The sequence below is a fragment of the Varibaculum cambriense genome (genome assembly GCF_032557235.1).
GTDB lineage: Bacteria > Actinomycetota > Actinomycetes > Actinomycetales > Actinomycetaceae > Varibaculum > Varibaculum cambriense_C.
Map to the genome: position 1 here is coordinate 155646 of NZ_JAWGMB010000001.1, position 13680 is coordinate 169325.

The window sequence follows — 13680 nt, forward strand, 5'->3', positions numbered from 1 at the left end:
AACTGGGAAACTACTAACAGAGTTATTCACAGATTGTGTATAGAAAATAGAGGAAGATTCGTGGAAAAGCCTAAGAAAACTAGTCTTAACCGCCAAGTTTTGGCTCTGGCTTTACCTGCCCTCGGATCCTTAATCGCCGAGCCTGTGCTCAGGATGGCTGACTCCATCCTGGTCGGGCATGTAGGAACCCCAGATTTAGCCGGACTCGCTATCGGTTCGACGGTACTTACCCTGGTAGTGGGAATCTGTGTATTCCTCGCCTACACCACTACGGCGGTGACAGGCAGAGCCATGGGGGCAGGTAAACGCGCTGAAGGTCTGCGTTTAGGTATTCAGGGAATGTGGTTGGGGGCGCTTTTGGGTGCCGCCTTGGCAATAGTCTTAATAGTTTTTTCCCCGCAAATCATTGGCCTTTTCGAAGCTGAACCGCAAGTGGCGAGTTTGGCACGCCGCTACTTGACGGTATCTGCTCCCGGACTCGTCGCCATGCTGTCTGTATTAGCTGCTAACGGGGTTTTGAGGGGCTTATTAGATACTCGCACTCCTCTCGTCGTAACTACCAGCGCAGCCATTCTTAACGTACCGGTTTCCGCATTCCTAATTTTCGGCTGCTCTCTCGGGGTGGCAGGTGCCGGCGCTGGCACCGCGATTTGCCAGTTTTTCATGGCTATATGGCTGTGGATAGTGGTAGTTAAAAAACTGCGCGCGGAGGGAGTATCTGCTCGTCCTGATTTACAACTAATTTTCCGTTCTGGGATGCACGGATTGCCTTTAGTTCTCCGCTCTCTTTTTCTGCAGGCGGCTATCGTAGTCACCACTTGGCAGGCGACTCGTTTAGGGGCAGTAACTTTGGCGGGTTATCAGATTTTAAAAACGCTATGGACCCTAGCGGCATTCGGTCTAGATGCATTAGCGATCGCTGCTCAGGCGCTCCTCGCCAACGCTCTCGGTGAGGGCGAGGAGCGAAAAACCCGGGTGCTAATCGTCCAGTTAAACCGCTGGGCACTGGGTTTTGGCACCCTGATTGGTCTAGTATTTGCCGCCACCTCTGGCTTTTTACCACACCTTTTTACGGGCGATCCTGAGCTATTAGCCGTTTGTGTCCCCGGGATTATCGTGGTGGGTTTTATGCAACCACTGGCAGCCTTAACCTACATTTACGATGGTTACTTGATCGGTGCTGATGATACTAAATACCTGGCAAAAGCGATGGCCATAGTATTTGCTATCTATCTACCGGCGGTTTTACTTGTTGGTCTCCTACCTGAAGGAGCCTGGGGTTTAGCTGGTTTATGGGCTATCTACGGACTGGTTTTTATTGGCGGGAGGGCGGCCTCGCTATGGCTACGTATCCGCACCGACGCTTGGCTCTAGATGCGATGAAATGGAGCCGGTTACTGCTGGGTAGACCCTTAGTTCATCTACAGATAAAAGTAGGGTGAACAAGATTAACCTCTTGCTCACCCTACTTTTATTAGCTAAGTGCTGGCAGGTAAAAACTTACCTATTTGCCGCCCTCAACGTTTACAAACAGTTTGGCGCTAATATCTTCATGCAAATTGATTTGAATCTGATATTTTCCAACCGCTTTGATCGGCTTTTCAATAATAACTTTGCGTCGATCTACAGTCTGCCCGATCTGTTCTTTAACCGCTGCCACCACATCTTGGGTGGAAACTGCTCCAAAGAGGCGACCGGAATGGCCAGCTCGCTTGGAAACTACCACGGTATTGTGGGCTTCGATAGCATCGCGTACTGCCCGGGCGTCCTCTACGTTAGAGATTTCCCGGCGCCGGCGTGCCCGAATCATTTCATCGATCTGCTTTTGGGCGCCCTTAGTCCAAGGGTGCGCCATTTTCCGCGGTACCAGGTAGTTGCGGGCATAACCACGAGCTACGGTTACTACGTCCCCGGAGGAACCTAGCCCCGGTACATCCATATTCAAAATAATTTTGGCTGTTGCCATGACTAGACCCTCCTATCAGCGACCAGAACTAGTGTAGGGAAGCAACGCCATTTCGCGAGCATTCTTAACTGCCTTTGCGATGGCGCGTTGCTGCTGAACGCTAACTCCGGTAACCCGGCGCGAACGAATCTTTCCGCGATCGGAAATAAACTTCCGCAAGAACGGGGTATCTTTATAGTCGATTTTTTCAACCGGCAAATTACGTAGCGGGTTAGCCTTTTTCTTAATCGGCTTCGCGCGAAGAACTTTCTTCGCCATATTAACTCCTTAATGGTGTGACCCTAAGGTCTTATCCTGAAACTTTAGAACGGCGGTTCGTTGTCCTCGCCGTTATCGCTGGTGGCAGGAGCAGCCCAGGGATTGTCATCCCCAGCCGGCTGCGCGGCCGCCATGGAACCTGTTCCCAAGTTCGCGGCAGCGCCCCCGTTAAATCCCCCACCTTGATTGAAATTGCCGGCTGAAGCACCTGCACCAAATCCGCCCTGTCCTCCCTGATTGAATCCGCCTCCACCTGAGCGCGGAATCCGGGTAACTTGGGCTTGCGCGTAACGCAAGGACGGACCGATTTCGTCGACTTGAATCTCTATTGAGGAACGATTCTGTCCATCCCGTTCCCAATTACGTTGCTGCAAGCGACCGTGAACAATCACTCGCATACCTTTAGTTAAAGATTCAGCGATATTTTCGGCCATTTCCCGCCACGCTGAACAACGCAGAAACATGGCAGTACCATCTTCCCACTGTCCGGATGCGCGATTATAGGTTCTGGGAGTGGAGGCCACGGTAAACGAAGCCACTGGCACCGATTGCGCGGTATAGCGCAGCTCGGGATCTGCAGTCAGATTCCCAATAACCGTTATCTGGGTTTCTCCAGCCATTTTTATTCCTCTCCGCGATCTTAATCGCGCCGCAACAACTTAGTGCGCAAAACGGATTCGTTTAGCGACAGTTGCCGGGTTAGCTCCTCAGCAATCTGCGGGTCAGTGGTCATCTCGATGACCGCATAGATCCCTTCAGAGTATTTTTCAATCGGATATGCCAGGCGACGTTTGCCCCAAATATCGGTCGCGTCTACGCTTCCCCCATTAGCAGAAACCACATTTAGCAGTTTCTCCAATGCCGGGGCTACGGTGCGTTCGTCGATTTCGGGATTCAGGATCACCATCATCTCATATTTACGCATCTCAACCCACCTCCTTTGGTCTAACGGCCACGGTCCTTCCGCGGCAGGAGGGCTTATGCATACGACCCGAAGGTCGCACTACAGAATAACTTAGTTCCCAGCGTTATTTCTAGCCGTTATCAAACATTGTTAGGAAACGCTCTTTTTAACCGTCGCAGAGAAAACCCATCTTCACCTAGCGGGTAGCAGGGCGACTTAAAGCAGTCCTGGATACTTCGCCCTACCTAGGGATTAGGAGGAGCAGCTGGAGAAGAGGATTCCGCAGGCTCCGGGGATTGCTCAGGCGGTGAACTGACAGGAGAAGAGCTGCTAGGAACGGTGAGCGGATTACCTACCGTTTCTGGGGGAGGAGCTGAAGGCACCTCCGCAGTCTGATACGGTGTATTCTTTTCTTTCGGCCTCACCCGATATTTGCTGGTTTCAGAAGAAAACAAGGGCTGCGGCTCCAGACCTTTAACCGCCGGTCTCATATATGCCAACCACAATTTAGCAGGCCAAGTACTACCGGTTACTTCCCTTACCCCGCCAAAGGGGGTAATGGATTCTTCTGCTCCATCTTTTCCTACCTGATACATGGAAATTGCGGTCACCATTTGCGGTACATACCCAACAAACTGTGCAGAGCGGTTATCGTTTGAAGATCCCGTTTTCGCCGCTACCGGTCGACCGAGTTTTCCGGCAGTATCACCAGTGCCTCCCGTCTCAGTTACCGCCGCTAATGCTTTGGTCAACTCCGAAATATTTTCTTCTTCAAACTGGCGGATACCAGCAGTATCAGCTTCGTAGAGAATATTGCCAGACGAATCCGTAACCTTATCAATGATGTGGGCTGTTCGCCGGATACCACCGGTAGCGAAAGTGGTATAAGCTTCCGCGATCTCTAAGTTATGGGGAGAACTAGTCCCTAATACCCCCACGATTGAATTTTTATCCAACCCCACCGTGTTCTTAGAGTATCCAGCCGCAATCGCCACCTGCCGGGTGGCATCCATCCCGATTTCGCTATTAAGCCGGACATAGGCAGTGTTAATCGAATATTTTGTAGCTCTGATCAGATCTACTTGACCGTAGGAGGCACCTCCATAGTTACCTACCCAATCGTCCCCTATTTTCATCGGTCCGGAACCATTAATTTGCTCCGATAGTTTATGACCATGCTCGAGGGCTGCTAGGAGCGCAAAGGGTTTAAAGGTTGACCCGGCTTGGGCTACGTCTTGAGTCACCGCGTTGCGTTGAACTTTTTGATAATCCGCTCCCCCATATTCAGCGATTACCGCTCCGGTAGCTGTATCGATCGAGGTGGCTGCCACCCTTAATCCTTCAGGTTTATTCTCCGGGAGGGTAGCGACTGCCTCTTCCAACAGCTTCTGTTTTTCCGGATCAATAGTCGTATAAATCCGAATCCCCGCTCGATCGATCTCATCTTCGGTATAGCCGATTTGCGTTACCAATTCTTGGCGTACATGCTGTAGGAGATATCCTGTGGTGCCCTTAAAATAGGTTCCTTCCTGCTTTTTCTTTTGCACTTGAGGAAATTTTGCGGCATTCTTTTCATTCTTTTTGATCATATTGTCGGAAGCCATGAGGTTTAATACCCGCTGCCAACGTTGCTGGGCTTTTTCGGGGCTAACTAGCGGGTCCCAAGCATTAGGGGCGGGAATAATTCCGGCAAGTAACGCTGATTCTGACAAATTCAAATCTTTAGCACTCTTACCAAAGTAGGCGTTAGCTGCTGCTTCAATCCCATAGGCACCCCTACCAAAATAGATGGTATTCAAGTAGTCATTAAGAATTTTCTCTTTAGGTACCTGTCGATTTATCTTTAACGCCAAAATGGTTTCTTTAAATTTTCCGGTATATCCAGTGTTTTTCCCGGTGTAATAGTTTTCTACATATTGTTGGGTGAGCGTAGAAGCGCCCTGGGTGGGACGCCCCCGCACATTATTCCACAAGGCGCGGGCAATACCTTTAATATCAATCCCGCTGTTTTCATAAAAAGTGCGGTCTTCGCTGGCTACTACCGCATCACGAATGTAGGAATTTTCAAAAGACTTAGTGTCTACGATGGTACGGTTACGTTCGGCAAATTTTCCCATCATCTTGTTAGTATCGCCCCAGTAAACGGTAGTTACCTGGGCATTCGCGAATTTTTGCGCCTCAGGTACTTCCAGGCGATAGTAGGCAATTAAAAAAGTGAGACATCCGGCAATAATTGCCACCAAAACTAGGCCAGTTAGCAATCCCAAGATTCTTTTTACCCAAAGTCCGACTCTACTGCGGCCCGATGTATTCTTAACCTTCGGGTGCTTTTGTTTTAAAGTTTTGCTACCGACAGCTGCCTTAGGCTTTTTATTGTTGGTACCTTTACCAGCTGCTTGCGTTTTAACTCTGTTTTTAGTTTGGGAAGAGGGCGCGGTGGATTTTTTATTTGGCTCCTTCCGGGACTTACTAGCACTGGAGGGAGTATGTTGTGTTTTGCGGGGAGTACTAGCACCCGGCTTAGAAGAACTACGGTATTGATTCGGGTTAATCGGGGCAAAAATACGTTGATCCCCCGCTTGTGCCCGTGCCTGAAATTGCTCTTTTTCATGTTTGCGGCGTTCAGCCCGAGAGGAAAACTTATGTTCTCCAGCGTTATTGCCACGCGATGAGTGCTGTTCGGTCATAAATACAGGTTAGCTTAGGAAAAGGATTGAACTGTTGAGATTTCAAAGGTAATGGCAATTCTCATTTGGTGTTCTGCCGCTGTGATGGTGCTTTGTTTAAAATTTATTTTATCTCTCTAGTAGTCATCACTGCCTAGAATTATCGGGATTATCAGTTAAACATGCAGTTTATAAGGGTTTTAAGCCTGTGAATTGCTGGCTATTTTTCTGGGGATGCTTTTGGGGACAGAAAAATATCGAGCAAATGATGACCGGTTTATAAACAGTATTTTAGCCACCATCCCCAGATATACACAGGTTTATGCACAGGTGTGGAGAAACCAGCTTTAACCTGTAGTCATGAGAACTACATTTTTGTAGTTTTGCTGGTAGGCGTATTCAAAAATAAAAGTAAAAAATAGGTCAAAAATTTCCTTAGACAAGCGGGTGTTGCAGTGGTTTTATTGATTAGGTCACTTTGCGTGGCGAGCGGCCTGTCGAATTTGGTTGGTTAATTCATTGACATGATCAAAAATTTGCGGCTTTGACTTCATAAGTTGGGTGATTTTCTTATTCGCGTGCATTACCGTAGTGTGGTCACGCCCTCCGAATTCCTTGCCAATCTGCGGTAATGATAGCTCGGTAAGTTCCCGGCATAAGTACATGGCTATCTGGCGTGCCTCGGTTAGAGAACGTGAACGCGAAGGCGAGCATAAGTCATTAACGGTGGTTTCAAAATATCCAGCTGTTTGCGCCTTAATCAGAGCGGGGGTGATTTCCTGATCATTAGGGTCAGAAACAATATCTTTAAGCACCATCTCTGCTAGCTGTAGCGTCAAGGGTTGCTTAGTTAGGGAAGCGAAAGCAGTAACCCTAAGCAGGGCACCTTCCAGTTCGCGAATATTGATAGTAAAACGCGAAGCGATATAGGCCAAGACTTCCGAGGGCGCCTCTACTTTTTCCTGACGTATTTTGTTACGCAAAATAGCGATGCGAGTTTCTAGATCAGGAGGCTGCACATCAGTTAATAGTCCCCACTCAAAACGAGATCGTAGTCGTTCCTCGAATCCTTCTAGTTTCTTAGGAGGTACATCGGAAGTAATAACTACCTGTTTGTTGTCATTATGTAAGGAGTTAAAAGTATGAAAGAATTCCTCGATAGTTTGTTCTTTCCCCTGTAGGAACTGAATATCGTCAATCATCAAAATATCGATATTACGGTAGCGCCTTTGGAATTCGTGGGCACTGCCTTCTTGTACCGAATTGATGAAGTCGTTGGTGAACTCCTCAGAGTTTACATAACGCACTTTGATATGGGGATAAAGATTCAGCGCATAGTTGCCAATGGCGTGGAGCAGGTGAGTTTTACCCAGACCGGAACCACCGTACACAAAGAGGGGGTTATAGGCTTTGGCAGGAGCTTCGGCGACTGCGATAGCAGCAGCGTGAGCGAAACGGTTGGAAGCGCCAATTACGAAGGATTCAAAAGTATATTTTGAGTTCAAACGGCTTTCAAAAGGCTTTTTTTCCCGAGAAGGGGTAGGAGTTTTAGTAGCAATACTTTCACTTTTTTGAGGAAGAGGCGCAACCGTTTGGTGTTCGGAAGGATTAACGGTCTGTCCAGTATCCAAAGAGGGATCTACCGAAACCGCTAAAATGACGTCGCGAGAGGTAGCTGCCGAAAGTGATTGTCGCAAAAAAGGAGCTAGGCGAGTTTCAATAATTGATTTTGAATAGTTATTGGGAGTGGCAATGATAATGGTGTTTTCGTAGGTGGTTAAGGGTTTTGACATTCTTACGAAAGCCAGATCGGCTTGACCTACCTGGGGATTTTGTTTTAACTGTCGGATCGCGTCTTGCCAGACTGACTGTAGCGAACTTGACATCAGTTTCTCCAAAATTTCTATACAGCAATGTGACAGGCCACCCCAACGATGGGGATAGTAATGATTCTAGGATAAAAACAGGTTATCCCCAATCTGGGGAAAAGACTGTGGATAACTTACGTAGTTGTAGTTTTAACTCTGAATCCCGTCCGGCGTGCAAAAACTAGGAGAAATCGGAATTTTTAAAAATAAAAAATTCACATCTTACAACTTTGTAGTTTTTATAAGTTCCACAGCTTTAAATATGTTGAGAACAAAATAGTGTTCATAACCACTCAATAACTATTTGACCTGGCAAAGCGCTATGCGTAGGCTTGCATATGTTGTCTATTCCAGGCTAAATGAAACTAAGATGCCGGAGTTTTATCCGGTTAGTGAATAACATTCAGGAGAACTATAGTGACAAAGCGGACTTTTCAGCCGAATAACCGTCGCCGAGCCAAGAAGCACGGATTCCGGGCAAGAATGCGTACCCGCGCAGGCCGCGCTATTATCGCTAATCGCCGGCGTAAAGGGCGCAAGGATCTTTCGGCCTAAAGCATGTTGCCCCAGGCCAATCGCCTGAAAAAATCAGCCGATTTTTCCCAAGTTTTTCGGCGTGGCAATAGCGCTGGAAATCAACTAATGGTGGTGCACCACCTATCCGACCAGTTAGGCACAGCAAAGCCGCTGGTCGGTTTCGTTGTACCAAAAAGAAATCTACCGCGGGCAGTAGATAGGAACCGCATCAAGCGGCAATTGCGAGCACTTAGTGCCGGCCGGATACAGAACTTTGGTAGCGGGAGCAAAACGGTGGTGCGTGCCCTCGGGAAAGCTAAAACTGCTTCCTACGCGCAACTTGGGGTGGCTTTGGATCAAGCTTTGGCGAGGGCGCAAGCGAAAGGGAAAAAGTGAGCAGAAATCTGGGGCAAGCGGGTTTAGTTTTTTTAGTTCGCCTTTATCGGCGCTATATCTCTCCCCTGTTTCCTGCACGTTGTAAGTACTATCCCACTTGCAGCACCTACGCGCTCACGGCTTTAAAAACGCACGGTGCCATAAAAGGCAGCCTACTTTCGGTATTTAGGCTGGTACGCTGTAATCCTTTTTCCAATGGGGGAGTGGATTATCCACCAGAAAAAGGTAATTGGAAGAGCGCGCCCTATCACCAGATGACTTTAAGGGAACTTCAAGAACATTGGGCAAAGATAGATAACGCCACCTTGCCTACTCGGGGATAATAAGTAAAGGAGCATACTAAATGGTGCTAAGTGCGCAGCTGTTAGCGGCAGCCAATCAACCCACGTCGGGCGGATGGTATGACACGGTTTTATACCCGTTTAAATGGGTGACCGCCTGGGTACTGGTTGGGATTCATAAAGGATTAACCGTTCTGGGATTACCGGAAGGCCCGGGGGTTACTTGGGTTCTTTCCATCGTGGTGCTGACCATTTTTGTGCGGCTACTGATTATTCCGCTGTTTATTAAGCAGATAAAGTCTACGCGGGGTATGAGTGCGATCCAACCGCAGATCAAAGCGATCCAAGAAAAATATAAGGGTCGCAATGACCAGGTTTCTAAGCAACAGATGAGTCAAGAAACCATGGCTTTATATAAAGAGTACGGCGTTAATCCGATGGCTTCGTGTTTCCCGTTGCTGATTCAATTGCCGATTTTGGCTGCGCTTTATCGGGTGCTTTGGCAAATGCCGTTGATCGCCAAAAATCCGGGGGCGCATATTGGTGGTTTTGATTCTAAGTTAGCTTCTCAAATGGATAAATCTACCGTTTTTGGGGTTTATCTATCTGATACCTTCAACAACACTGCCTCTAACCCTACGACCACAAAAATCCTGATCATTGTGGCAGTACTGCTTTATGCCGGTTTGATGTTCTTCCAACAGTTCATCAATATGCGGCGGAATATGAATGCTTCCAATCAGCAACAAATGCGGATGATGAAGATGATGGTCTACGTAATGCCTTTGATGACCGCCTGGTTCGGTTTCATTGTGCAGATCGGCGTACTGGTTTACCTGGTAGTAACCATGGTAGTCAGCTTTATTCAACAGCTGTTTGTTATGCATTATCTACCCACCCCTGGTTCTCCGGCTCACGATGCACAAATGCGGCGTCACCAGGAAAAATATGACAAGTTTAAAGAAGAAACCCTAACGGAATATAACCAGAAGCTTTCGGAGTTGGGCTTAAGTGGTGATGACGTAGCTAAAGGTATGCGTCTAGAGGTTAAAGCTAATCGCAAAGGCAAGGATGATCCCTTCTCAGGATTAGATAATGGGGAGCAATTGCGTCAAGGGGTGGAGCTACACAAGGAAACTCAAGATCGGCTGCATAAGAAAGCTCAAGATCTTGAGTTAGAAGAAAAACCAAGGAAGCCGGTTAAACAATCTCGGATGATGGCGGCGCTACAGAAAAAAGCGGAAGAACAGCAGGCTGCCATTAAACCAAGTACCCGTAATGCCCAGGCGCAACCAAAAAGATTAACTCGCGCGCAGCGTGATGCCCAGGCTAAACGGCGGCGGCAAGCCCAGGGTTTAAGTGAGCAAGAAAAAGCGAAACGCCGGCAGGCGCGCAGGAAGAATAATGCGAATACAAATCGGCGTAAGAACCGATAGGATCATTGCAGATAGCTAAGAGAGGAATAGGTGCCATGAGTGAAGAAGCATCTCCCGAGCGGGTTGCCGCATTGGAAGAAGAGGGCGATATTGCCGCTGATTATTTAGAAGAACTGCTTGATATTGCCGATCTGGGTGGAGATCTCGAGATCGATGTAGAGCACGATCGCGCCAGCGTGGATATCGTGGCTGATGCGCAAGATCTAAATGATCTTAAGCGCTTAGTCGGCAAAGAGGGCGAAGTTTTAGAGTCTCTGCAGGACTTAACCCGCCTGGCGGTTTCACAAAAAACTGGGGAACATTCCCGCTTAATGCTGGATATCGCTGGGTACCGCCAAGAACGTAAAGCGGAGCTGCGTTCTATTGCCCAAGAAGCCATAACCAAGGCTAAAACTACGGGTGAGCCGGTACGCCTGGAGCCCATGAATCCTTTCGAGCGTAAAGTTTGTCACGATGTGGCCGCCGAAGAGGGCGTGTATTCCGGTTCGCAAGGTCAAGCTCCTAACCGGGCAGTAGTTATTTACCCTGATGACTCCGGTCCGGAAGCAGAAGAAGAATAATTTATTGAATATCGACGGTATCTGAAGAGATATTGTCTGATTGGTGTCTAAGAATTTGGAAATGCAACCGGAACTGCACCTTCAGGTAGCTCAACCCGGAGCTGAGGTTGAAGCATTTTTTGCATCTTCCTATGAGAAGATGCAGGCTTATGCTCATATGCTGGCCGAACAAGGGGAGCTGCGGGGGCTGATTGGACCGCGGGAGTTACCTCGGATCTGGCCGCGACATATATTGAATTGTGCGGCGGCAGAGAGGTTCTTACCACTAGGGCGTAACGTTACAGTTGCCGATGTGGGGTCGGGAGCAGGACTTCCAGGAATAGTATTGGCTATAATGCGACCAGATCTTCAATTTTTCTTGATTGAACCTTTGGCCAGGCGGGTAGTTTGGCTGGAGGAAGTAAAGAAAGAGTTGGGATTGGATAATGTGGAGGTTCTGCGCTCTCGCAGTCAAGATCTCCCCGGTGGACAGAGATTCACAGCGGTTACCTCGAGAGCGGTGGCTAACTTAAAAAAGCTGATTCGTATCTCCGGAAAACTGGTGGCACCCAGGGGACGAATGCTAGCGATTAAAGGTGAGCGTGCTCCCTTAGAGTTGTCCGCGGCGGCGGCAGAGTTGAGAGCAGCTAAATTTGATAGTGCCCATATAGAGGAAGTGCCGTCGCTTATGGATGAGTCGATTACCCGGATTATTATGGCAACCAAACACCTCTAGTGGGTACCTATTTTTGTATTTTGGAGGCATAATGAGCAAGCATCGTTTAGCTGATGCCGCTATGGTTGAACAGGCAGATACCCATGAAGAGCCTTCCCTAAAAGGACGCCTTGACTCTAAACCTAATCTAGAGCCTTTGCCCCATCCGAAAAGTACCAGAGTAATCGCAGTTGCGAACCAAAAGGGTGGGGTTGGTAAAACCACCACGGTAGTTAATATTGCTGCGGCTTTGGCTTTAGGGGGACTTAAAGTACTAGTAATTGATGCCGACCAGCAGGGAAACGCTTCTTCCTCCCTGGGATTTCGCCACCTCGAAGATGACCAAAATTCTTTATACGAGGTTATGACCCAGGGAGTACCCCTGCGCCAAGCCCTGTTACAGAATGCGGAAATCCCTAATCTTTGGGTAGTGCCGGCTTCTATGAATATGGCCGGAATTGAGCTCGAACTGAATGAGAGAACCAATTTTCAACAGATCTTAGCCGCTGCCCTAGAGGAGCTACTAAGTAGCGGCGAACCTTTTGATTACATCTTCATTGATTCTCCCCCATCTTTGGGAATTATGACTGTGAACGCCCTGGTGGCTGCGAAAGAAGTTTTGGTACCCCTACAGGCCGAATACTTGGCGCTGGAAGGGCTGACCCAATTGACGAAAACTATTGATATGCTGGTGATTCGCCTTAATCCCAGCCTACGTTTCACCGCTATATTACCCACGATGGTAACGACCAATACCTTACTGAGTAAGGGCGTATTAGAAGAAGTCAAAGATTACTATGGTGACATTGTTATGCAGACAATTATTCCTCGTAATATTGCCTTAGCAGAAGCGCCTTCTCACGAAGAATCAATCTTGACTTACCAACCGACTTCTAAAGGTGCAAAATGTTATTTAGATGCTGCGTACGAATTAGTTAGTCGTGAGGTGAAGTCGTAATGGCGAAAAGAGCTCATTTGGGGAGAGGACTGTCGGCACTGATTCCTACCGATCCGGTCACGGAGAATAGAGTAGAAACAGGCCAAGATGCAAATACCCGCCCGGCAGATATTTTCTTTGGAGGACATGGAAATTCTCCTAAGGGCGGGTCTGCCAAGGAGTTATTGGAACCCAGAAAAATTGTTTCACGTGAAACCTCAAAGGCCTCTCGTAATAAGGAAAATTCGAAAAACCGTAAATCGGTATCTACAAAAAAGGTTTACCGGTCTGAGTCTAAGCAACCCCGCGCAAATAGCGATGTTTCACGTGAAACATCGCTAGTGCCAGTGCCGGGCGCGAAACTGGAGCTGATTGAGGTTAGTAAGATCAATCCTAACCGCTCTCAGCCTCGGCAAACATTTGATGAGGACGAAATTGCGGAACTCGCGGCTTCTATAAAAGAAGTGGGTTTATTACAGCCAATTGTCGTGCGCACGGATTCTACCGATAAAAACGCATACGAACTCATAATGGGGGAACGGCGTCTACGTGCGTGTCAGTTAGCCAAGATAACGCGGATTCCAGCCATTGTTCGCGAGACCAACGATAATAAAATGTTGTTGGATGCGCTGATTGAAAACCTGCATCGAGTACAGCTTAATCCGCTAGAAGAAGCGGCTGCCTATCAGCAATTGATGGAAGATTTTGGCTGCACCCAACAAGAGCTATCTAAGCGAGTTGCGAAGTCGCGTCCCGCGATTACTAATGCTTTACGCTTGCTGCGACTGCCAGCCAGCTTGCAACCTAAGGTGGCAGCGGGCGTTCTTTCCGCAGGTCATGCTCGAGCATTGCTTGCAGTCACTGATCCCGGCGACCAAGAATACTTGGCAGAACGCATCATAGCTGAAGGACTATCGGTACGTTCTACAGAAGAAATTGTGGCTCTGGGAAATGTACGCGGAGCCCCGGTACATACCCGGAAAAGTGGAAAACGTCGCGAGCTGGTGCTCTCCCCTAGCCAAGCAGCTACTCAGGAACGTTGGACAGAGATTCTAGATACCCGAGTATCCCTTAAACCCGGAAAGAAAGTTAGCAAACTGGTTATTGAATATGCTGACGAGGCTGATTTGGAACGCCTGACCCACCTACTCGAACAACTCAGTAAGTAGATTTCATCGCTATCACCCGGCATCCATAG

Annotated in this window: 15 protein-coding genes; 9 read left to right on the forward strand and 6 right to left on the reverse strand. The window is 48.2% G+C overall.

Annotation, left to right across the window (positions count from 1 at the left end):
* Window positions 1–60: 60 nt before the first annotated feature.
* Complete coding sequence (locus E6072_RS00600) at window positions 61–1374, forward strand: MATE family efflux transporter (RefSeq protein WP_316693078.1); 1314 nt, start codon at window positions 61–63, stop codon at window positions 1372–1374.
* Between the two features lie 130 nt (window positions 1375–1504).
* Here the strand turns inward: E6072_RS00600 and rplI are convergent, their stop codons facing one another.
* The 6 genes from rplI to dnaA form a co-directional block, all read right to left on the reverse strand.
* Window positions 1505–1966, reverse strand: coding sequence for a 50S ribosomal protein L9 (rplI, locus tag E6072_RS00605; protein WP_238128156.1), 462 nt, complete (start codon window positions 1964–1966; stop codon window positions 1505–1507).
* A 15-nt stretch (window positions 1967–1981) separates the two neighbouring features.
* Window positions 1982–2224: a 30S ribosomal protein S18 gene (gene rpsR, locus E6072_RS00610; RefSeq protein ID WP_215522237.1), complete on the reverse strand. Its 243-nt coding sequence runs from the start codon at window positions 2222–2224 to the stop codon at window positions 1982–1984.
* Between the two features lie 44 nt (window positions 2225–2268).
* Window positions 2269–2844: a single-stranded DNA-binding protein gene (locus E6072_RS00615; RefSeq protein ID WP_316693081.1), complete on the reverse strand. Its 576-nt coding sequence runs from the start codon at window positions 2842–2844 to the stop codon at window positions 2269–2271.
* A 20-nt stretch (window positions 2845–2864) separates the two neighbouring features.
* Window positions 2865–3149 (reverse strand): 30S ribosomal protein S6, encoded by a 285-nt coding sequence (rpsF, locus tag E6072_RS00620; protein WP_316693082.1) that lies wholly within the window; start codon window positions 3147–3149, stop codon window positions 2865–2867.
* A 224-nt stretch (window positions 3150–3373) separates the two neighbouring features.
* Complete coding sequence (locus E6072_RS00625) at window positions 3374–5815, reverse strand: transglycosylase domain-containing protein (protein ID WP_316693083.1); 2442 nt, start codon at window positions 5813–5815, stop codon at window positions 3374–3376.
* Window positions 5816–6267: 452 nt separating this feature from the next.
* Window positions 6268–7680, reverse strand: coding sequence for a chromosomal replication initiator protein DnaA (dnaA, locus tag E6072_RS00630; protein ID WP_316693084.1), 1413 nt, complete (start codon window positions 7678–7680; stop codon window positions 6268–6270).
* 399 nt (window positions 7681–8079) lie between these two features.
* Here dnaA and rpmH point away from each other — a divergent pair, with 399 nt between their 5' ends.
* The 8 genes from rpmH to E6072_RS00670 are packed head-to-tail and all read left to right on the forward strand — an operon-like array spanning window position 8080 to window position 13651.
* Entirely contained in the window at window positions 8080–8217 is a 138-nt protein-coding gene (rpmH, locus tag E6072_RS00635) for a 50S ribosomal protein L34 (RefSeq protein ID WP_081639105.1), read from the forward strand.
* A gap of 3 nt (window positions 8218–8220) precedes the next feature.
* The gene (gene rnpA, locus E6072_RS00640) at window positions 8221–8574 is read left to right on the forward strand and encodes a ribonuclease P protein component (RefSeq protein ID WP_316693085.1); all 354 of its coding nucleotides are present in this window, start codon (window positions 8221–8223) and stop codon (window positions 8572–8574) included.
* Window positions 8571–8897: a membrane protein insertion efficiency factor YidD gene (gene yidD / locus E6072_RS00645; protein ID WP_316693087.1), complete on the forward strand. Its 327-nt coding sequence runs from the start codon at window positions 8571–8573 to the stop codon at window positions 8895–8897. The genes rnpA and yidD overlap by 4 nt, the downstream gene beginning before the upstream one ends.
* A 20-nt stretch (window positions 8898–8917) precedes the next feature.
* Window positions 8918–10291: a membrane protein insertase YidC gene (yidC, locus tag E6072_RS00650; protein WP_316693088.1), complete on the forward strand. Its 1374-nt coding sequence runs from the start codon at window positions 8918–8920 to the stop codon at window positions 10289–10291.
* A 35-nt stretch (window positions 10292–10326) separates the two neighbouring features.
* Window positions 10327–10851 (forward strand): R3H domain-containing nucleic acid-binding protein, encoded by a 525-nt coding sequence (locus E6072_RS00655; protein ID WP_316693089.1) that lies wholly within the window; start codon window positions 10327–10329, stop codon window positions 10849–10851.
* Between the two features lie 43 nt (window positions 10852–10894).
* A complete protein-coding gene (gene rsmG / locus E6072_RS00660) occupies window positions 10895–11566 on the forward strand; it encodes a 16S rRNA (guanine(527)-N(7))-methyltransferase RsmG (RefSeq protein WP_316693090.1) in 672 nt (223 codons plus the stop codon).
* A 31-nt stretch (window positions 11567–11597) separates the two neighbouring features.
* On the forward strand, window positions 11598–12503 hold the full coding sequence (locus E6072_RS00665) for a ParA family protein (RefSeq protein WP_316693091.1): 906 nt from the start codon (window positions 11598–11600) through the stop codon (window positions 12501–12503).
* Window positions 12503–13651 (forward strand): ParB/RepB/Spo0J family partition protein, encoded by a 1149-nt coding sequence (locus E6072_RS00670; RefSeq protein WP_316693092.1) that lies wholly within the window; start codon window positions 12503–12505, stop codon window positions 13649–13651. The genes E6072_RS00665 and E6072_RS00670 overlap by 1 nt, the downstream gene beginning before the upstream one ends.
* The last annotated feature ends 29 nt before the right edge of the window (window positions 13652–13680 follow it).

Coding starts and splice junctions, on each gene's coding strand:
- rplI (WP_238128156.1), bottom strand. CDS start 1,966: ATGGCAACAGCCAAAATTATTTTGAATATGGATGTACCGGGGCTAGGT.
- rpsR (WP_215522237.1), bottom strand. CDS start 2,224: ATGGCGAAGAAAGTTCTTCGCGCGAAGCCGATTAAGAAAAAGGCTAAC.
- E6072_RS00615 (WP_316693081.1), bottom strand. CDS start 2,844: ATGGCTGGAGAAACCCAGATAACGGTTATTGGGAATCTGACTGCAGAT.
- rpsF (WP_316693082.1), bottom strand. CDS start 3,149: ATGCGTAAATATGAGATGATGGTGATCCTGAATCCCGAAATCGACGAA.
- E6072_RS00625 (WP_316693083.1), bottom strand. CDS start 5,815: ATGACCGAACAGCACTCATCGCGTGGCAATAACGCTGGAGAACATAAG.
- dnaA (WP_316693084.1), bottom strand. CDS start 7,680: ATGTCAAGTTCGCTACAGTCAGTCTGGCAAGACGCGATCCGACAGTTA.
- rnpA (WP_316693085.1), top strand. CDS start 8,221: ATGTTGCCCCAGGCCAATCGCCTGAAAAAATCAGCCGATTTTTCCCAA.
- yidC (WP_316693088.1), top strand. CDS start 8,918: ATGGTGCTAAGTGCGCAGCTGTTAGCGGCAGCCAATCAACCCACGTCG.
- E6072_RS00655 (WP_316693089.1), top strand. CDS start 10,327: ATGAGTGAAGAAGCATCTCCCGAGCGGGTTGCCGCATTGGAAGAAGAG.
- E6072_RS00665 (WP_316693091.1), top strand. CDS start 11,598: ATGAGCAAGCATCGTTTAGCTGATGCCGCTATGGTTGAACAGGCAGAT.
- E6072_RS00670 (WP_316693092.1), top strand. CDS start 12,503: ATGGCGAAAAGAGCTCATTTGGGGAGAGGACTGTCGGCACTGATTCCT.